Below are 17,364 nucleotides of genomic sequence, written 5' to 3'. Positions count from 1 at the left end.
ACCGAACGGAGCCGCCCTATGGGGACGGCGTAAAATAACTCACGAAAGTGTGGCGACCGGTGATCATGGGCCGTTTGTACGGGTTCCGGCCTGACCCGTCAATGCACGGCGGTTCGAAGCCTCCACGGCCGCTCAGCCGCCGAAAGTGTAAATATTCGCCTAACGTGCTAGGATGGACGCCCAAACTTTTTTGGGCACAGCATTGGAGACCATGTGGTCAAGACACTTCCGACCGGCACCGCGCAGGGCGTGACCGATATCGTCGCACGCGCTCAGCTCATCTTCGAGCGCCGGCCAATGCCAGAAACCGTCAAGAAGACCCCGGCCAACAACCGTTGGAAGCCCGCGTCCAAGCGAACCGCGGAGAAGGCCGAACCGTCCGAGAACCCATCGGCGCAGGACGCCGAATAAGTCATTTGGGCCCCTGAAGGCCCCCGAGAGGCAGCCCGGCCGGGAAACGGCGGGGCTGCCTTTTCAATTCTTCGAGAGAATCTGCGGCCAGGATCCGGCCTAAATCGGTGAGCTCAGGGCGTAAATCGTCGGCCGCGGCTCCTCGTTCACGCCGAGGCGATCTCGCTCTCGCGCACCGCGCGTTCGCTGTCGCCGGATCTGATGCGGTAGGCGGGTTCGCCGGTCTGGTCCTCCGGCATCAGCCGGACCACCTCATAGGTGCTTCCACCGGTGACGCGCTTGTCGGAGATGCTGGGCTGTTTGAGGCGCACGAGCTGCCTCACCGCGAATTTGTGGGACATCTTTGTCCTCCTCGCTAGAAACGGAAAAGCCGCCCCCGTGGGAGCGGCTTCGGGTTCGCTGCGGCCTGTTCGGCCGAGCGGCATGATCAGTCCGTCTGGATCGTGCTGACGGCGACCTTGCCGGAGCGGCGGTCTTCCTCGGTCTCGAAAGAGACCTTCTGTCCCTCGACGAGACCGCGAATGCCAGCGCGCTCGAGAGCGGTGGCGTGGACGAAAACGTCCTTGCTGCCGTTGTCAGGCTGGATGAATCCGTAACCCTTCTGGGAGTTGTAGAATTTGACGGTGCCGGTTTCCATGAGAAACATCCTCGGTAGGTATAGGTGCGCCGGAGCTCAGGGCGCGCAGAAGCACATCCCTTACCCCGGATTAGTCGAATTTTCGGAAAGCTCTGAACGTGCGCCTGGTTATACGAAGGCGAAACGGCACAGGTATCTGGCCAAAAGTCGATATATTAGGATTATGCCTTTTTGGACCTTAAGGCAAGTTTTAGTTTACCTATCAATTTCGTTGGCGGCCGGCGCCCCCTGTGCCTATGGTGAATCCGGAGCTTTCTGGATCGCTCCGTTAGGATCTGTCATGCGCGCCGGAATGATCGCGATCACGCTCGCTCTCCTCGTCTCGTCTCCCCTCGCCGCTCAGCCCGCGTCCGTCAAGGACCGCGCGGCATCCGGCAAGGAGGCCGTGCCGGCGCGGCAGCTGACGGAGGCCGAATCTCGGGCCCTAGGCGACGAGGCCCGTCGCAAGAGCGACGCACAGCAGCGCGCCTGGGATGCCAAGACACGGGGCATCACCCGCGGCATTTGCAACGGGTGCTGATCGGCCGAAGCGGGTCCGAACCCTATAGCCAACGCGGCGCCCTTCATTGAAGCCGGAGCTTGATCGGAAGCGGCGGAACCGCGTTCCGGTTCAGAGTTCCACGAACGGCCGGAACCCGCCATAGATCATGCGCTTGCCGTCGAAGGGCATGCTGTCCATGTCCATCTTGATGCGGGGATCCGCCATCACCTTCGCATTGATGGCGTCGCGCGCCTCGCGGGACTCGTAGACGATCCACGAGAAGACCGTGATTTCGTCCTCCTTCGCCAGAACCGCGCGGGGAAATGACGTCAGTTCGCCGTAGGGGACGTCGTCGCCATAACACTCCACATAGGCGAGGGCGCCGTGTTCCTTCCAAACCTCGCCGGCCTCGGTTGCGATGCGCTTATAGTCATCGAGCTTTTCCTTCGGCACGGCCAAGATGAATCCGTCGACATAGGACATCGGGCATCTCCAGTGAGCTTGTCGTTCTACAGGACGTTCGAGCCCCGCCCTAGCCGACAAACCGCCGGCGATCCCGCAAGCCCGGGCTGAACGCCGACAGAGGCAGGCTACCGGGCTCGGCACCGACCGGACTCCGAAGGCCCATGATGATGGATAGCATTTTAACAAAAGATTGTCGCAAGACCTGAAAGGGACCTGAGACGGCTCAGGAACCCTTGAGCATCTCGGCACTATACTGAGACGTTTCAATTGGATAAAACATTATGTCTTTTAACAACTTAACTACAAATCTTAAGCATAATCGAAATCTCTACTGGAGCCTCCAATAATCTTGGACTGCACATTTCTCCAGGGGCAGCAATTGCGAATTGTGCGAAATAAAAATGCACGGAAACACAATAAAACAGGCTATTCTAGGCTTAAATTCGCCCTAATATGCGCGGATCTGCAACCTGATTGCAGCGTCAGGTGACGCAAGCAACTTCGTTTAATGTCGATGGGTGGGTCTATGTCTTATAACGTCAGCTTCAGCGTTGGGAGCAGCTGGAATTCCGGTTTCGTCGGCTCGATCGCCCTCACCAATGCGAATCCGACGGCCCTGAACGGTTGGACCGTGGAGTTCGACGCGCCATTCGAGATCACCAACGTCTGGAACGCGCAGATCGTCAGCCACGTGGGCAATCATTACGTGGTGAAGAACCTGGCCTACAATGCCGGCGTGGCGGCCAACGGGACCGTGTCCTTCGGGTTCCAGGCGAACAATACCGGCAGCGTTCCCCAACCCACCGGCTACGCCGTCAACGGGACGGCCATCGGCGGAACTCCCGCTCCGACACCCCCTGCCATTGCGGTCTCGGACGTAAGCCTGACGGAAGGAAATTCCGGCACGAAGGAAGCCGTGTTCACGGTATCGCTGTCCAAGGCCTCCACGGAGACCGTGACCGTGGCCTACGCGTCCGCCGACGGCACCGCCAAGGCAGGATCGGACTACATCGCCAAGGCCGGGACCCTAACCTTCGCGCCGGGCGAAACCAGCAAGACCGTCGCCATCCTCGTGCAGGGCGACACAGCCGTCGAGGCGAACGAGACCTTCTCGCTGAACCTGTCCTCCCCCACCAAGGCGACGCTGGCGGACGCCCAGGGCGTGGCCACCATCGTCAACGACGATACGGCCGCCCCGGCCGGAACGCTGAGCGTTTCGAACGTGAGCGTCACGGAGGGGCAGAGCGGCACCAAGGACGCGCTGTTCACCGTGTCCCTGTCGGCTGCGGCAGCGTCTACCGTCAGCGTCAACTACGCCACGGCCAACGGCACCGCCACGGCCGGATCCGACTACACCGCCAAGACCGGGACGGTAACCTTCGCACCCGGCGAGACGACGAAGACCGTGGCGGTATCCGTGATCGGCGACAGCCTGTTCGAAGCCGACGAGACCTTCACGTTCAACCTCTCCGGGGCGTCCGGGGCGACGATCTCGAAAGCCCAGGGGGTCGGGACGATCCTGAACGACGACGCGGCCCCGGCCCGTCCGACCATCAGCGTGGCGGACATCTCCGTCCAGGAAGGCAACCCCGTCTTCGTGCCCGGCACGCCGGGTTCAGGCGCCGGCGACGGGTTCTTCCGCACGCAGGGCAACCAGATCCTGGACGCGTCCGGCAACGCGGTGAAGATCGCGGGCGTGAACTGGTTCGGGATGGAGTCCAACCGGTACTCGCCGGACGGCCTCAACGTGCGCAACTACAAGGAGATGATGACCCAGATGTCCGATCTGGGCTTCAACACCATCCGCCTGCCCTTCTCCGACCAGCTCTTCGAGGCCGGCAGCCGGCCCAACGGGATCGACTTCAACAAGAACCCCGACCTGGCCAACCTCACGGGCCTCCAGATCATGGACAAGATCGTTGCCCAGGCGGACGCGCTCGGCATGAAGATCATCCTCGATCATCATCGCTCCGCGGCAGGCGCTGGCGCCAATGGCAACGGCCTGTGGTACGAGGGAGCCTATACCGAGCAGAAATGGATCGACAACTGGAAGATGCTGGCGGCGCGCTATGCCGGCAACGATGCGGTGATCGGCGCCGATCTCCACAACGAGCCCCACGGCCCGGCCACCTGGGGCGGAGGCGGATCCACCGACTGGGCGGCGGCGGCCGAGCGCGCCGGCAATGCGATCCTCGCATCCAACCCCAATTGGCTCATTTTCGTGGAGGGCATCGAGTCCTACCAGGGCAATTACTATTGGTGGGGCGGCAATCTCATGGGCGTGAAGGATCGGCCGATCCAGCTCAACGTGGGCGACAAGCTCGTGTACTCCGCCCACGACTATCCGAACTCGATCTACGGCCAACCGTGGTTCAACGACCCGGCCTTCCCCAACAACCTGACGGCCAAATTCGACCAGATGTGGGGCTACATCTACAAGAACAACATCGCGCCGGTCTATCTCGGCGAGTTCGGCAGCCGCCTGACGGATCCCAAGGACGTGGCGTGGTTGTCGAAAATCAAGTCCTACCTGTCGGGCGACTTCGACGCCAACGGCACGGTCGACATCGCGTCGGGCAAGGAGGGAATCGGCTGGACGTGGTGGTCGTGGAACCCGAATTCGGGCGATACCGGCGGCATCCTGGCGGACGACTGGAGCACCGTACTGCAGAACAAGGTCACGCAGCTGCAGCCGCTCATGTTCGATTTCGGCGAGGGCGGAACCGGCGGCAGCACCGTGGACGGCGTCACCAACGCGGTCTTCACCGTGACCCTTTCGGCGGCGTCCGCCGAGGCTGTCACGGTGGCCTACCAGAGCGTCGCGGGCACGGCGGATGCGAGCGACTTCACGCCGTTCTCCGGCACCCTCACCTTCGCGCCGGGTGAGACGTCGAAGACGGTCGTGGTGAAGGTCGTGGGCGATGCGCGGGCGGAGGCCAACGAGACCTTCCAGATCGCGCTGTCGAACGCATCGGGCGCGACACTGTCCAAGGCCACGGCGACCGCAACGATCCTCAACGACGACGGCGCCGTCCCAACGACGCCCACCAATCCTACGACGCCGACGACGCCCACCACCCCGACGGGCGCCAAGCTTCAGGCAACGACAACGGTCACAAATGATTGGGGCACGGGCTATACGGCGAACGTCGCGGTCAAGAACACCGGTACGTCGGCCGTCGACGCCTGGACCCTGGCATTCAAGTCCTCGAGCGCCATCACTAATATCTGGAACGCCGAGGTCGTGAGCTCCGAGGGCGACACCTTCATGGTCCACAACGTGGGCTGGAACAGCACGATCTCGCCCGGCCAAGAAGTCGTGTTCGGCTTCCAAGGCGTCGGGCGGCCCTCGGGGACGTTCGAGTGGGTGATCTGACGGGCAGTACGGTGGCGCCCTCCCCCGCGCGGGGGAGGGCCAAGTCGTAAGGAGAAGGCGGCCGCGCGCCGAGACCTAGCTCGCGGCCTTCTTCACGAAGCGGTCGTCGAAGGTGGCCGCGAGATCGACCTTGGCGTCCTTCAGTTCGGGATCGAGGGTCTTGAGCATATCCATCACGCTCGTCATCCCCTCCGGCGGCACGATGCCCGTGCGCGAGAAGCTCTCCAGCGAGTTCTGGACGGACTTGATGTAGAGCGCCTTGTCGCCGAGGTGGTATTCCGGCGGCACGACCTCGGCCACATCCTCGGGCTTGGCGCCGTCGAGCCATTTCAGGGTCTTCATGAAGGCGTTGACGAGCAGCTGCGTGGTGACCGGATTGGCGTCGATGAAGTCCTTCTTGGTGTAGAGGGTCGCGGCCGGGTTCGAGCCACCGAAGAGAGCGCGGGTGCCCGCTTCCGTGCGGGTGTCCACCAGCACCACGATGTCGCCATCGGCCTCGAGCTTCGAGATGACGGGATCGAGATGCGAAATCACGTCGATCTCGCCCTTCTGCATGGCGGCCACGCCGCCCGCGCCGCCGCCGACACCGATGATGGCCGCGTCCGTCGGCTTCAGGCCCGCCTTGACCATGGCGTATTGAGCGGTGAGGGCCGTGGAGGAGCCAGGCGCCGTCACGCCGATCTTGGCGCCCTTGAAATCGGCCGCGGACTTGATCTGGTTCGCCTTGTCCTTGCGCACGGCGAGCACGATCGCCGGGAAGCGGCCGAGTTCCGTGATGGCCCGCACGTCCTGGCCCTTGGCCTGCATGCGGATGGTATGTTCGTAAGCGCCCGTCACGACATCCACGGAGCCGCCGATCAAGGCTTGCAGCGACTTCGCGCCGCCGCCGAAATCGTTGATCTCCACGTCGAGCCCCTGCTCCTTGAAGAAGCCCTTCCGCTCCGCGATGGTCAGCGGGAGATAGTAGAGAAGCGGCTTGCCGCCGACGCCCAGGGTCACCTTGGTCTTCTCTGGCTTGGCCTGCGCCAGCGCGCCCGGCGCCAGCCCGGCGGCCAGCGCGGCGGCGCCCGTTCCAATCAGAAATGTGCGGCGTTCCATGGTCATCTCCCTGTTCCGGTGTGATGTTTTTCGAAGGGAAGGATCGCTCAGGCCTGTCCGTTTGTCGATGGACCGGGACGCCAGACCAGGAGCCTCCGCTCGATCAGGGTCACGGCCAGGTCGATGAGGATCACGAAGACGGACAGGATCACCATCCCGGCGAACACGCCCGTGACGTCGAAAACGCTCTCGGCCTCGTGGATCTTGTAGCCGAGCCCGGCGGAGGAGCCGAGATATTCACCCACCACCGCTCCCACGAGGGCGAAGCCCACGGAGGTGTGCAGGGAGGAGAACATCCAGGTGAGCGCCGACGGCCAGTAAACATGCCGCAGGAGTTGGCGCTCGTTCATGCCGAGCATGCGGGCGTTGGAAAGCACCACAGGGCTCACCTCGCGCACGCCCTGATAGACGTTGAAGAACACGATGAAGAACACGAGTGTAAAGCCCAGCGCGACCTTCGACCAGATGCCGAGGCCGAACCAGAGTGCGAAGATCGGCGCCAGGACCACGCGGGGCAGGGCATTGGCGGCCTTGATGTAGGGGTCGAACACGGCCGCCAGCAACTCGCGCCGAGCGAAGAGGAACCCGAACAGGATGCCGCCCGCGGCCCCGAACGCGAAGGCCAGGACGGTCTCCAGAAGCGTGATGCCGAGATGGCGCCAGATCTCGCCCGAGGCGAATTCTTTCCAGACGCGGGCCAGAACATCGAGCGGGGTCGAGAAGAAGAACTGCGCCTGTCGCGTGGGGGCCAGGATCGGATAGACCGTGAGCACATGCCAGATCAGCAGGAACGCGAGCCCGACCGCGATCTGGAGCAGGAGAAGCCTCGCCCGTCTCATGCTGCGCCCTCCCCCGCATCGAACTCGCCCTGGGCATAGGCCTTCTGGACCTCCGTGCGCAGGCTGGCCCAGATCTCCTTGTGAATGTGATGGAAGGCCGGCTCCAGGCGCACCTCCGCGATGTCCCGCGGGCGCGGCAGGCTCACGGGAAACTCGCCGATGATGCGCGCCGCCGGGCCCGCCGACATGACCACGACACGATCCGCGAGCGCGATCGCCTCCTCGAGGTCATGGGTGACGAAGAGCACCGCCTTGCGGTTCGCAGCCCACAGATCGAGGAGCAGATTCCCCATGATCTGGCGGGTTTGAGCATCCAAGGGCCCGAAAGGCTCGTCCATGAGCAGGATTTCCGGGTCCCGGATCAACATTTGCGCCAGGGCCACCCGCTTGCGCTGCCCGCCCGAGAGCATGTGCGGATAGCGGTCGACGAAGGCTGCGAGCCCGACCCGGCGCAGCCAGGCGCGGGACCTGGTCTCGGCCTCCCCTCGCGACACCCCCTGGGGCTCCAGGGCGACGGCGACATTCTGGAGCGCCGTCTTCCAGGGCATGAGCGCGTCCTGCTGGAAGAGATAGCCCGCCCGCTTGTTCAGCCCCGGGAGAGGCTCGCCGAAGATCGCGACCTGGCCCTCCGACGGCTTGAGCAGGCCGGCCGAAGCGTTGAGCAGGGTCGACTTCCCGCAGCCGGTGGGTCCCACGATGGCGATGAATTCCCCTGGTCGCGCCTCGAGGTCGATGGCGCGCACGGCCGTGTAAACCTCGGAACCGGCCCCGAAGGTGATGGCGACGTTGCGAAGCAAGACGGCAGGGGCGCTCTGGTCGGCGGGCATGAGGGTCCGGCGTTTCCCGCGCCTGTCGACGGCGCTCCGGGCCAAGGTAAAGCCTCAAACCCCCATGGCAAGTTGTTCCAAGGTTGCCCCCGACGCCTCCGGTTAGGGTCCGGGCGGGCGCTTTGTGCTGGAGTTGGCCGAGCGCCGAATTCCTGCGGATCTGACGTCGTGGCTCAATATCCGCCAGCTTGTGGCGGCCTGATTTCGATCGAAGCGAAGCCATCCAACCACGGGCTGCCGGAGGCGATAAAAAGGACTTGAGAATTCTACAATCAGTGCAGTTTCCGGGGAGATCGACGTGTAATCATTTCGTCATCGAAACCAACCGGCAGGGCCATCAGACGTCCGCTCCGACCACCTGGTCCGTGAGCGGCAGATCCACATGGTAGTGGAGGCCCGTCCTTTCGAGGGACAGGATCGTGACCGCCTGGAACTCGTAGGCGAGGCTTCGTTCCAGCATGTCCAATCCGAATCCGCGCTGCACGGGCCGGCTGGGATCCAGCCGGAGCCCGCTCTCGATCCAGCCGAACCGCAGATACGAGACGCCTTCCTGGTTCCTCAAGCGCCACCGGATGTCGATCTCCCCGTCCGGAGACGAGAGGGCCCCATATTTCACGGCATTGGTGGCCAGTTCGTGGATGGCGAGCCCAAAGGTTTCGGCGGGCTTTGAACGCAGGCGCAGCTTTGGGCCTTCGATACGCACATTGCCGCCGCGCCGCCCGCCATGAGCCCTCAGCTCGTCCGACACGATGTATTCCAGGTCCACGCCGGACGTCGGGTCTCGGGTCACGACAGCTTGCGTGCGGGCGAACGCATTCAGGCGGCCGTCGAAATGCCGGGTGAAGTCCTCGATGGTCCGGCTTCTCTCCGCAGTTCGTTTCGCGATGGACCGGGTGACCGCGAGGGTGTTCCGCACCCGGTGCTGCAGCTCCGCGGCGAGGAGACGTTCGTGCTCCTGGGCCTGGCGGAGATCGTGAATGTCCGTGGCGGAGCCGAACCACTGCACGATCCGTCCTTCGTCGTCCCGGAGCGGCTCCGTGCGGCAGAGAAACCAACGGTAGGATCCGTCACTCCCCTTCCGAAGCCGCTCCTCGACATTGAAAACCTGTCCCGTCTCGAAGGCCTTCCGGTATTCTCCGGTCGAATCCTCTTTGTCGTCCGGATGCACGGGCCACATCCACCCACGCTCCAGGGCGTCTTCGAGAGACTGGCTCGTGTAGGTGAGATAGCGTTGATTGAACCAGTTGACGCGCCCGTCTGGATCGCTGCTCCACATGAGGCTGGGGACAAGCTCCGTCACCGCGCCGAAGCGCGCTTCCTTCTCGCGCACGATACTGTCGGCGCGCTGCTTGATATGGCTGATGCGCACCCACTCGATCGTCTCGACCGTGACCGCGTGGACCCCGCACACTGCGCCGGTCTCGTCCCGCAGGGGTGATAGCGTGGTCGTGTAGATGGGGCGGTTGTCGAGATGCATCTCGGTGGTGGAGAAGGAATGGTCCTGATCGATCCGATTCTCGCCCGCATAGATGCGCTCGTAGATCGCCACGATGTGATGCCAAATCTCGGGAAAAATCTCAGACGTCCGGCGGCCGAGGACACTTGGGTGTCGGTCGCCGAAAAGCCGCATGTAACCGTCGTTGTAGATCGCTATGTGCTCGGGGCCATAAGCGATGCACATGGGAAAGACATTGGCCAACATGATGTCGACGGTAGTCTTCAGCGATTGGGGCCATTCGTCCATGGGCCCGAGGGGCGTGGCAGACCAATCCATGTCACGGATGAGCCCCGCCATGACGCTGTCGCCAATGGGCCACTGCGACTTTTGATTGAAAGAATTGAGCGATGCACGCTTTTCGCTCACTTGTAAAACTGCCCCATGCCCTTACGCCAAGTGGCACCCTAGCACTGTTTATATTTCGGGTGCATCGGTCAAAATGTGTATTCAGGCCACCTTGTTATTCAACGCCTGCTTGAAAAACATGCCTAAACGACAACCAGGTGCGGCTCAAGCTCAACAGCCGCAAAAAATATCTCAGTCGATGGTCGAAACTGGATAACGAAACTTTCAACGTATCTTTCGTGTCGAACCGTGGCCGGAACGACTGTACAGCGTTCTGAACCGGCGGGCGAAATGCGGAGGACGCGACGAAGGTAACGATTGCAAGGCATCCGTTACAAGCGCGGGTAAGCTGGCGCCAACGCGAGGCCCGGATACGAAAAAGCCCGGCGGGGCCGGGCTCAATCGCTCAGGCGTCGACGCGTCGGGTTCCCGGCCGTCTGTAAGCAGCCTGCACGGCATCCACCGTGCGGGTCAGCGCCAACCAGAGTTGGCGGATTTCCTCGGCGCCGACGGAACGAGCGCCGTACTCCTTCACGCCTTCGCCATAGGACAGGGACAGGGTCATCTCTGGCCGGTGGGTGATCTGGCCGGACCAGACGGGCGCCTTGAGACCATTGAGGGCCCCTCGGGCATCGGCCACAACCGCATCGTCCTGCCGGCCGCGCCTGGCCGGGGCGGCGTTGATCACCACCGCGTAAGGCTTGCCGAGATCGCGGGCGATCTGGATGGTCTCCCGCACAGCTGCGAGATCGAACAAGCCGGGACGCATAGGGATCACCACGAGGGTCGCGTGGCGGATAGCCTCGGCGACGGGAGGCGAGGCGTCGGGCGGCGTGTCGATGATGACCCATTCCACGCCATCCCGCTCGGCCCTCTCGAGGGTCTGGCCCAGGCTGCGGGTGCTGGTTTTCAGGGCTGGCTGCTCCTCGCCTCTCAGGCGGTGCCAGAGGCTGAGCGACCCCTGCGGGTCTCCGTCGATGAGGAGGGTGGAGTTGGAGTGCTCGGCGATATAGGTCGCCAGATGCGCCGCAAGCGTGCTCTTGCCCGCACCGCCCTTCCGTGAAGCAAAGACCAGCACATTCATCCCTGAACTCCTGACTCTTTTCGCCACTCCGATGCGGTTGCCGGAGGGTGATTCTCTAACAGTGTTGCCGTTCTAGCAGGTAATTTCGGAAGACTACAATTTGCGTTCCTTGAAAAAACAGGAATTTCCACCAAAAGGCTCTGCATTCGACAGGACAGCACAGCGCTTTTTCTCTGAATGCCCCCCCCCGGCGTGGGAACTCTCCAGTCGGTCTCACGCGGTCAGGCTCCCCAAAGCTTGGCCGTTCCAGAGTGCGCGATCCACTCGACGTATGTGCCCAAGGTCCCCTTCTTCTCAGGCGTCATGATGTATTTATTCCGTAATAATCCGTGATGCAGAGACGAAAATAAGAATTAGGAACCCGTTTGAAGGTTAGCCGTTGGATGTTTCGATCGACAATTGGAGACGAACGATGTCCAAGAAAATTCTTCTCGCTGGTGCTTTTGTTGCCCTGATGGCTCCGGCCGCAGCCTTCGCCCAGTCCAATGGCGGCGCGGCCGCCGGTGCCGCGACGGGCGCCGTCGGCGGCGCCATCGTGGGCGGCCCGATCGGTGCGGCCGTTGGTGGCGTCACGGGCGCCATCGTGGGCGGCATCGCCGGTCAGCAGCAGCCCCAGTTCCGTCAGTACGTAGTGACTCAGGGCGTGCCGTCCTACCGCTACAGTGAGTCGGTTCGTGTCGGCGCCGTGCTGCCGAACCAGGGCGTGACCTACTACGATGTGCCCGCCGAGTACGGTTCGACCGAGTACCGTTACACCGTGGTGAACGACACGCCCGTCCTGGTCGAGCCCCGCACCCGCCGCATCGTCCAGATCATTCAGTAACGCTTGCGATCACTCGCAGGAAAGGCGGCCCTAGGGCCGCCTTTTTGCGTTCACGCCTGCCCTATTCCAACAGGCTTAGGCGCAGGTGGACGACGGCCATTCCCAGGACGGCCATGGCGAAGACTTGGTGGGCAAGGCCTGCCCAGAGCGGTACGACGAGGACGAGCGTGACGATTCCGAGACCCATCTGGAACAGCGTAAGGCCCGCGAGCGCTGTGGCCCGCCTGGAGGCCTTCGTGGCAGGCCGGGAGGTTTTCAGACTCAACGCGTGCCAGAGCGTGAAGGCAACGATGGCGTAGGCCACCAGGCGGTGGTTGAATTGAACCAGGGCTACGTTGTCGACGAAATTCTCGATCCAGGGCTTTACGACGAACAATGCGGACGCGGGAGGAACCAGAGCGCCGTCCATCAAAGGCCATGTATTGTAAGTATAACCGGCCTTGGACCCAGCCACGAGGCCGCCGAGCGCGATTTGCAGGAACACCAGCCCGAGAAGCATGGCAGGAGCAACCCTCGGAGCGCCACCCGCTTTTTCACGCCCGAGACCGGCCGCTACCCAGAGGAGGCAGGCGTAGATCACGCTTGCGGTGGTCAGGTGCAAGGTCAACTTGATCGGTGCGACGGCCGTCATGCCCGGCTGAAGGCCCGACGCCACCATGATCCAGCCGATGGCGCCCTGAAGGCCGCCGAGAGCGCCAATGCCAAGCAAAGTCAGGGCGAGCCGATGATTGATCGCGCCGCGAACCCAGAACCACACCAGCGGGAGGAAGAACACCAAGCCCATCAGGCGCCCGAGTTGTCGGTGGCTCCATTCCCAGCCGTAGATGAATTTGAACTCCGACAGGGTCATGCCCTTGTTGAGCAGCTCATATTGCGGGATCTGACGGTATTTCTCGAATTCCGCAAGCCAAGCCTGCTCGGACAAGGGCGGCAGCGCACCCGTCACAGGCCTCCACTCCGTGATGGATAGGCCGGAGCCCGTCAGTCGGGTGGCGCCGCCGACGGCCACCATGGCGACCACCAGGGCGGCCAGGACATAGAGCCAGGTTCGGACGGCGGTTGACTGGGATGCCGGACGGATGGGATCCGCCCTGACACCGTTTGCGACGGCTGCGACAGCCATGCTCACTCTCACGTGCTGATTGGGGCTTGAACGCCGGATAGGCCCTGTCACATAGAGGCACGAAGGAAAGGGTGCAACGCCTGCCATTGCCGCAGCGGCCGGGGCCCGTCAGCAGGATCGAGGATACAGGAATGCGCAAGCGCACCCGGAAATTTGTCGGAGCCGTGGTCCTCGTGGCCTTCATCTGCGTTTACGCACTGATGGCGATGGCCATCGCGGAGGGCCGCGTACGGGATGCGGGCACGCTGATGCAGACGATCGTCTACATCGTCTTGGGGTTGATCTGGGTCCTGCCCGTGATGCCGCTGATCCGGTGGATGGAAAAGCCCGACAAGGCCTAGAGGCCCTACCCCCCTCCAATCCCCGTGATCACGATGCCGGTGCCGCCGCAGATCGGGCATTCGACGGCCCCGATCTTCCCCGATCCCTGGCACTCGGAACAGATGTTTTCCCCGGAACCCGGCGAGCCGGGTTCAGCCTCGTCGCCCGGATTGAGCTTGGGCTCGTCCGGCAGGGCGTCACTGGTTTTCGGTGCGGTCATGGCGGGCTCCCGGCATAGGCGTGCTGCGGGACAACGCCGGGCCGGGGTGCCGGTTGCCCCACCGGCATGAAAAGGCCCGCGAGAGCGGGCCCAATCGATCCTAGCGGCAGACTTCCCGGCGGCGGGGCTCCCAGCCCCAACCGGGCACCCATTCGCTATAGCGCTCGGTGAAGCAACGCTCCACGTAAACCGGGCGCGGAGGAGGCGCGTAGTAGACAGGCGCGGACTCGTAAACGACTGGCGGCGGTGGCGGCGGCGCGTAGACCGGGGCCGGCGGGTAATAGGCGGGAGGTTGGGACGCAGCGATGGCGCCGCCGACCGCAAGGCCGCCGAGAACGCCGATTGCGGCGGCTGCGCCGGGTGACAGGCGATCCCGCGCCTCGGCCGGATGGGCGGCAGCGAGGCCGCCGGCAAGTGCGAGAGCGGCGGCAGTGCCGGAAATGAAACGCGTCATCGTCATGGTTGTCTTCACCTTGAGACCGGGGCCCGAGGGGCACCCTCTCCTTCAGGTCCCGTTATACGCGATGGAACCTCTCTGAATGCTGAACGAATTGTGGCAAAGCCCGAGCCGCTCGCGCAGCGGCCCTGTTTGGTCAACGACCTGTTAACTCTCAATCGGCGGCGGTGCGCAAGGGAACGGACAGGAGGACGCGGATGAGATCCGCCTGGCGATTCGTCTCTGTCTTACGAAAGAGGTTTCTTTAGTGTATGGAAAGCACCTCAAACATTTTGATGGTGCTATTGTGACAAATCAAGTTTCAGAGGCCGACGACATGGCGCTCGCCTACTCCTACATCCGGTACTCGACCAAGGGTCAGGTTCGGGGTGACTCCCATCGGCGACAGGTCGAACTCTCCGACACCTTCGCCCAGAAGAACCGCCTCCGGATCGTGAAGAACTACTCCGACCTGGGCGTTTCCGCCTTCCGCTCGAAGAACAAGACCGAAGGTCAGTTGAAGGCCTTCATGGATGACGTGACCGCCCAGAAGATCAGACCTGGGTCGTGGCTGCTGGTGGAATCCCTCGACCGCCTCTCCCGTGAAAAGGTTGGCACCGCCCTCCCCTGGTTCATCAATCTCCTGAATGCCGGGATCAAAATCGGCACGATCATGGACGACCGTATTTATGACCAGGACACCGTCAACGACCCCATGCAACTGATGGGCTCGCTGATGATCATGAGTCGAGCCAACGAAGAAAGCGAGAAGAAATCCGAACGGGTCAAACATTCCTGGGTCGGACGGCGGAAGAATGGAATCAAAGGGGCGATTTGCCCGTCATGGCTCTTCCTCGACACCGATGGGCAGTACAAGCCCTACCCGGAGCGGGTGAAGGTCATCCATGAGATTTTCGAACTGACCATCTCAGGCGTCGGTACGTATACGATTGCCCGGATGCTCAATGATCGTCGGGAGCCACCGTTCAAGACGGTCGTAGGGAGGAAGGGTGCCGGGTGGCATCCGACCACCGTCTATAACTTGCTTTCCAACCGTGCCCTGTTGGGCTTCCACCAGCCTGGAGCCGTGGAGGATGGGCAGAAGGTCAAAGTAGGGGAAGAGGTTGCCGACTATTACCCCAAGGTCATTGACGAAGACCTTTGGCTTCGCGCCCAGGCGGCTCGGAAGAAACACGCCTCGGGAGCAAAAGGCCTCTACCTGACGAACCTCCTGGGCAACCGGGCGGAGTGCTTGGCGTGTAAGAGCCCGATGAAGATCGTCACGAAGGCGGTCGCGAAGGGTCGCCCAGACCATGGCAAAGTGTTTCGATATTTCGCTTGTTCGAATGCTGAGGCAAAGCGCGGCTGCCCTGGTGGCGAGAGGTTCAATTACGACGAAGTCGAAGCCGCCATCCTCGACCACATCCCTGAATACCGGCTCTCCGACGTGTTTGAGAACACCAGAGACATGGCGGAGCTTAAGGAGTGTGAGAAGCAAATTGGCGCGGTCGCCTTCAAGCTGGGCGAACTGGAGAAGCGTCGGGATCGTATGGCGCGGGAAATCTCCCTGACCGACGACGATGACCCTTTGTTGGACCTCCACCGCAAAACCCTCCGGGAGATCGTCACCGACATCCGCAAGGGGAAGGAATCCCTCGACGGTCTGGCTGAAGCCAAAGCGGAGCTTGAAGCGCAACAAGATGACAGAAGCGATCTGGAGGCCGTCATCGCCCAGTTTCGGGCGGAGCTTGAGACGGCGACGGGTGACGACCTCTATCGGTATCGCGCGAAGCTCTCGTCGGCTCTCCAGACCTTCATCGACTACGTCTGGTTCGATTTTGAAAACGAAGTTTTTGATGTGGTCCTGATGGGTGGCGCTATCGTTCACCGCTTCAAGAAGACCAACCCCCAGGGGCGTGGACGTGCCCGTCGCATCCAATACGTCGGGTCGGTGAACGTCCTGAAGGACATGGGCGACACCGTCGTCCGCGAAGCCTTTACAACCATGACGCGCGATCCTGGTGATAGCTCTGAAGACCCATTGAGAGTTGAAGTCTTCAATAAGCTGAAGCCTTGACCGCCTCCCCTGCCTTCCTGCAATGATGCAAGGAGTTCATACAGCAAGGCTGCCAGATGACGGACGACAAGAAGCCAAAGCGTGGCGGGCGCGACATGAAGAAGGCCTTCACAAGCTACCTGTACGACGACGCCTATTGGCGGGTCCGTGAACTTGCGGTCCAGCGGAAGACGACTGTCCAGGCACTGATGGAGGAAGCTGTCGATTTGCTCTTTGAGAAGGTCGGAGACCCTATGCGGGCGTCCGACTCCGCACGCTTAAAGGCAGGGTTAGAGACCTACCGCAAAGAGTGACATCTGTATTGCACACTTGACGTATTGCACGTTTGCCCGCATGGTGAAGCCCTCTCTTTGAGAAAGGGCGACGCATGTCTACCCAATTCCGGCCTACGGCTGATGTCGTTGAGTTGCCGACCGTCGAAGTCCCCCGCTCCACCTGGGAAGAAGCTCAGGACTTCATGATCAGGGCGAACGTCGCCCCCAGGTTCTTCTTCGCAGGACGGGACAAAGTCGTCATGGGCTTCGATGCCCTGGAAGATGCGACCCTCGTCAGCATGGCGTTCTCGTATGAACTGGCGTGAAGGGTTCTCCCGCCTGGGCTGGGTCGTCTTGGCGATCTATGAGACCCTGCTTCTGACCTGGATGACCGTGATGCTGACCAGCGGACCTTACCAAAAGGGTATGTTCGTCGCGTGGCTCGGGTGGGCGATCATCCCGCCCCTGGTGGTGTGGCTGATATCGAAAGGCCTTAGTTGGGCCTTCTCCGGGTTCCTCGACCACAACGAATAAAGGGCTCTTCGGAGCCCTTATTTTTTGAACGGGCTAACGGCGGTTCTAGTCTGCCCAAGGGCTTCGCAAGCAGCCTGACCCATACCGGACAGGTATGCTTGATTACTGACGTAGGGGTTCTGATAGCTGAGAGCCGCAGGCGCTTGGTTGATGAGCCCGGACATAATTGCCGCTCTGGACCCTCCCAATTGACACTGCTGAGCCAACAGAGCCTGTAGCTCTTTGTAGCGCTCCCGCTCCATCCCCACTTCTTCCTCGACAGTCGTGACCCAGTCGCTGAAGCGTAGCTTAAACGCCATCGCATGGGTGTCCTGGTCGAAGGTGAAGGCGCGGGTGTGGAAGGTGTCATGCTCCAGACTGAAGTCGCCTTCGTCACAGCCGATGGAGCCCAGGTAAAGCCCGATCCGGAGAAGGCCTTCCTCGACGGTGTTGCCAATCTTGCGGGTGGAAATGTGGATGGTGGTCATAAGCAGTTTTTCTGAAATCTAGTTTGAGGTAGAACAGACCAAGAACGG

21 protein-coding genes are annotated in these 17,364 nt (G+C 62.2%); 9 read left to right on the top strand and 12 right to left on the bottom strand.

What is annotated here, in order from left to right; genetic code table 11:
- The first annotated feature begins 213 nt into the window (after positions 1-213).
- Positions 214-411, top strand: a complete 198-nt coding sequence (locus ILT42_RS16450; protein ID WP_204216791.1) for a hypothetical protein — start codon at positions 214-216, stop codon at positions 409-411.
- Between the two features lie 146 nt (positions 412-557).
- Here the strand turns inward: ILT42_RS16450 and ILT42_RS16445 are convergent, their stop codons facing one another.
- Positions 558-752 carry a hypothetical protein gene (locus ILT42_RS16445; RefSeq protein WP_204216790.1) on the bottom strand — a complete coding sequence of 65 codons (195 nt, stop codon included), beginning with the start codon at positions 750-752 and terminating at the stop codon, positions 558-560.
- A gap of 86 nt (positions 753-838) precedes the next feature.
- On the bottom strand, positions 839-1,048 hold the full coding sequence (locus ILT42_RS16440) for a cold-shock protein (protein WP_204216789.1): 210 nt from the start codon (positions 1,046-1,048) through the stop codon (positions 839-841).
- Between the two features lie 280 nt (positions 1,049-1,328).
- Between ILT42_RS16440 and ILT42_RS16435 the strand changes: the two genes are divergently transcribed.
- Complete coding sequence (locus ILT42_RS16435; protein ID WP_204216788.1) at positions 1,329-1,568, top strand: hypothetical protein; 240 nt, start codon at positions 1,329-1,331, stop codon at positions 1,566-1,568.
- A gap of 90 nt (positions 1,569-1,658) precedes the next feature.
- Here ILT42_RS16435 and ILT42_RS16430 read toward each other — a convergent pair whose 3' ends face one another.
- Positions 1,659-2,012: a DUF1428 domain-containing protein gene (locus ILT42_RS16430; protein WP_204216787.1), complete on the bottom strand. Its 354-nt coding sequence runs from the start codon at positions 2,010-2,012 to the stop codon at positions 1,659-1,661.
- Between the two features lie 508 nt (positions 2,013-2,520).
- Between ILT42_RS16430 and ILT42_RS16425 the strand changes: the two genes are divergently transcribed.
- Complete coding sequence (locus ILT42_RS16425) at positions 2,521-5,370, top strand: Calx-beta domain-containing protein (protein WP_204216786.1); 2,850 nt, start codon at positions 2,521-2,523, stop codon at positions 5,368-5,370.
- Between the two features lie 75 nt (positions 5,371-5,445).
- On the opposite strand, the gene ILT42_RS16420 is transcribed toward ILT42_RS16425, so the two are convergent.
- The 5 genes from ILT42_RS16420 to ILT42_RS16400 all read right to left on the bottom strand — a co-directional run bounded on the left by ILT42_RS16420 (position 5,446) and on the right by ILT42_RS16400 (position 11,061).
- Positions 5,446-6,468 carry an ABC transporter substrate-binding protein gene (locus ILT42_RS16420; protein WP_204216785.1) on the bottom strand — a complete coding sequence of 341 codons (1,023 nt, stop codon included), beginning with the start codon at positions 6,466-6,468 and terminating at the stop codon, positions 5,446-5,448.
- Between the two features lie 47 nt (positions 6,469-6,515).
- Positions 6,516-7,307: an ABC transporter permease gene (locus ILT42_RS16415; RefSeq protein WP_204216784.1), complete on the bottom strand. Its 792-nt coding sequence runs from the start codon at positions 7,305-7,307 to the stop codon at positions 6,516-6,518.
- Positions 7,304-8,134, bottom strand: coding sequence for an ABC transporter ATP-binding protein (locus ILT42_RS16410; RefSeq protein WP_229428730.1), 831 nt, complete (start codon positions 8,132-8,134; stop codon positions 7,304-7,306). Before ILT42_RS16410 ends, ILT42_RS16415 begins: the two co-directional genes overlap by 4 nt.
- A gap of 337 nt (positions 8,135-8,471) precedes the next feature.
- The gene (locus tag ILT42_RS16405) at positions 8,472-9,929 is read right to left on the bottom strand and encodes a sensor histidine kinase (RefSeq protein WP_204216782.1); all 1,458 of its coding nucleotides are present in this window, start codon (positions 9,927-9,929) and stop codon (positions 8,472-8,474) included.
- Between the two features lie 454 nt (positions 9,930-10,383).
- Positions 10,384-11,061 (bottom strand): ParA family protein, encoded by a 678-nt coding sequence (locus ILT42_RS16400; protein WP_204216781.1) that lies wholly within the window; start codon positions 11,059-11,061, stop codon positions 10,384-10,386.
- Positions 11,062-11,473: 412 nt separating this feature from the next.
- On the opposite strand from ILT42_RS16400, the gene ILT42_RS16395 reads away from it, so the two are divergent.
- Positions 11,474-11,884, top strand: coding sequence for a DUF1236 domain-containing protein (locus tag ILT42_RS16395; protein ID WP_204216780.1), 411 nt, complete (start codon positions 11,474-11,476; stop codon positions 11,882-11,884).
- Between the two features lie 61 nt (positions 11,885-11,945).
- Here the strand turns inward: ILT42_RS16395 and ILT42_RS16390 are convergent, their stop codons facing one another.
- Positions 11,946-13,007 carry a COX15/CtaA family protein gene (locus ILT42_RS16390; RefSeq protein WP_204216778.1) on the bottom strand — a complete coding sequence of 354 codons (1,062 nt, stop codon included), beginning with the start codon at positions 13,005-13,007 and terminating at the stop codon, positions 11,946-11,948.
- A 131-nt stretch (positions 13,008-13,138) separates the two neighbouring features.
- Here ILT42_RS16390 and ILT42_RS16385 point away from each other — a divergent pair, with 131 nt between their 5' ends.
- A complete protein-coding gene (locus ILT42_RS16385; protein WP_204216777.1) occupies positions 13,139-13,348 on the top strand; it encodes a DUF2842 domain-containing protein in 210 nt (69 codons plus the stop codon).
- Positions 13,349-13,353: 5 nt separating this feature from the next.
- Here ILT42_RS16385 and ILT42_RS16380 read toward each other — a convergent pair whose 3' ends face one another.
- Positions 13,354-13,548, bottom strand: coding sequence for a hypothetical protein (locus tag ILT42_RS16380; protein WP_204216776.1), 195 nt, complete (start codon positions 13,546-13,548; stop codon positions 13,354-13,356).
- A 100-nt stretch (positions 13,549-13,648) separates the two neighbouring features.
- Complete coding sequence (locus ILT42_RS16375) at positions 13,649-14,008, bottom strand: hypothetical protein (RefSeq protein WP_204216775.1); 360 nt, start codon at positions 14,006-14,008, stop codon at positions 13,649-13,651.
- A gap of 313 nt (positions 14,009-14,321) precedes the next feature.
- Here ILT42_RS16375 and ILT42_RS16370 point away from each other — a divergent pair, with 313 nt between their 5' ends.
- The 4 genes from ILT42_RS16370 (at position 14,322) to ILT42_RS16355 (ending at position 16,849) form a co-directional block, all read left to right on the top strand.
- Positions 14,322-16,061, top strand: a complete 1,740-nt coding sequence (locus ILT42_RS16370; protein WP_204216774.1) for a recombinase family protein — start codon at positions 14,322-14,324, stop codon at positions 16,059-16,061.
- A 56-nt stretch (positions 16,062-16,117) separates the two neighbouring features.
- A complete protein-coding gene (locus ILT42_RS16365) occupies positions 16,118-16,354 on the top strand; it encodes a ribbon-helix-helix domain-containing protein (protein ID WP_204216773.1) in 237 nt (78 codons plus the stop codon).
- A gap of 74 nt (positions 16,355-16,428) precedes the next feature.
- Positions 16,429-16,641 (top strand): hypothetical protein, encoded by a 213-nt coding sequence (locus ILT42_RS16360; RefSeq protein ID WP_204216772.1) that lies wholly within the window; start codon positions 16,429-16,431, stop codon positions 16,639-16,641.
- Entirely contained in the window at positions 16,628-16,849 is a 222-nt protein-coding gene (locus tag ILT42_RS16355; protein WP_204216771.1) for a hypothetical protein, read from the top strand. The genes ILT42_RS16360 and ILT42_RS16355 overlap by 14 nt, the downstream gene beginning before the upstream one ends.
- A gap of 17 nt (positions 16,850-16,866) precedes the next feature.
- Here ILT42_RS16355 and ILT42_RS16350 read toward each other — a convergent pair whose 3' ends face one another.
- Positions 16,867-17,316 carry a hypothetical protein gene (locus ILT42_RS16350; protein WP_204216769.1) on the bottom strand — a complete coding sequence of 150 codons (450 nt, stop codon included), beginning with the start codon at positions 17,314-17,316 and terminating at the stop codon, positions 16,867-16,869.
- Positions 17,317-17,364 lie beyond the last annotated feature (48 nt).

The sequence above is a fragment of the Microvirga pudoricolor genome (assembly GCF_016892705.1).
GTDB classification, from domain to species: domain Bacteria; phylum Pseudomonadota; class Alphaproteobacteria; order Rhizobiales; family Beijerinckiaceae; genus Microvirga; species Microvirga pudoricolor.
Note: the sequence above shows the minus strand (reverse complement) of the source record. Positions and strands in the feature narration are given on the sequence as shown.

Bases quoted from the DNA above. Each gene is read 5' to 3' on its own strand.
- ILT42_RS16370 (WP_204216774.1), top strand. From the start codon at position 14,322: ATGGCGCTCGCCTACTCCTACATCCGGTACTCGACCAAGGGTCAGGTT.
- ILT42_RS16360 (WP_204216772.1), top strand. From the start codon at position 16,429: ATGTCTACCCAATTCCGGCCTACGGCTGATGTCGTTGAGTTGCCGACC.
- ILT42_RS16400 (WP_204216781.1), bottom strand. From the start codon at position 11,061: ATGAATGTGCTGGTCTTTGCTTCACGGAAGGGCGGTGCGGGCAAGAGC.
- ILT42_RS16375 (WP_204216775.1), bottom strand. From the start codon at position 14,008: ATGACGATGACGCGTTTCATTTCCGGCACTGCCGCCGCTCTCGCACTT.
- ILT42_RS16385 (WP_204216777.1), top strand. From the start codon at position 13,139: ATGCGCAAGCGCACCCGGAAATTTGTCGGAGCCGTGGTCCTCGTGGCC.
- ILT42_RS16435 (WP_204216788.1), top strand. From the start codon at position 1,329: ATGCGCGCCGGAATGATCGCGATCACGCTCGCTCTCCTCGTCTCGTCT.
- ILT42_RS16390 (WP_204216778.1), bottom strand. From the start codon at position 13,007: ATGGCTGTCGCAGCCGTCGCAAACGGTGTCAGGGCGGATCCCATCCGT.
- ILT42_RS16365 (WP_204216773.1), top strand. From the start codon at position 16,118: ATGACGGACGACAAGAAGCCAAAGCGTGGCGGGCGCGACATGAAGAAG.
- ILT42_RS16445 (WP_204216790.1), bottom strand. From the start codon at position 752: ATGTCCCACAAATTCGCGGTGAGGCAGCTCGTGCGCCTCAAACAGCCC.
- ILT42_RS16405 (WP_204216782.1), bottom strand. From the start codon at position 9,929: ATGGCGGGGCTCATCCGTGACATGGATTGGTCTGCCACGCCCCTCGGG.
- ILT42_RS16430 (WP_204216787.1), bottom strand. From the start codon at position 2,012: ATGTCCTATGTCGACGGATTCATCTTGGCCGTGCCGAAGGAAAAGCTC.
- ILT42_RS16350 (WP_204216769.1), bottom strand. From the start codon at position 17,316: ATGACCACCATCCACATTTCCACCCGCAAGATTGGCAACACCGTCGAG.
- ILT42_RS16380 (WP_204216776.1), bottom strand. From the start codon at position 13,548: ATGACCGCACCGAAAACCAGTGACGCCCTGCCGGACGAGCCCAAGCTC.
- ILT42_RS16415 (WP_204216784.1), bottom strand. From the start codon at position 7,307: ATGAGACGGGCGAGGCTTCTCCTGCTCCAGATCGCGGTCGGGCTCGCG.
- ILT42_RS16395 (WP_204216780.1), top strand. From the start codon at position 11,474: ATGTCCAAGAAAATTCTTCTCGCTGGTGCTTTTGTTGCCCTGATGGCT.
- ILT42_RS16440 (WP_204216789.1), bottom strand. From the start codon at position 1,048: ATGGAAACCGGCACCGTCAAATTCTACAACTCCCAGAAGGGTTACGGA.
- ILT42_RS16425 (WP_204216786.1), top strand. From the start codon at position 2,521: ATGTCTTATAACGTCAGCTTCAGCGTTGGGAGCAGCTGGAATTCCGGT.
- ILT42_RS16420 (WP_204216785.1), bottom strand. From the start codon at position 6,468: ATGGAACGCCGCACATTTCTGATTGGAACGGGCGCCGCCGCGCTGGCC.
- ILT42_RS16355 (WP_204216771.1), top strand. From the start codon at position 16,628: ATGAACTGGCGTGAAGGGTTCTCCCGCCTGGGCTGGGTCGTCTTGGCG.
- ILT42_RS16410 (WP_229428730.1), bottom strand. From the start codon at position 8,134: ATGCCCGCCGACCAGAGCGCCCCTGCCGTCTTGCTTCGCAACGTCGCC.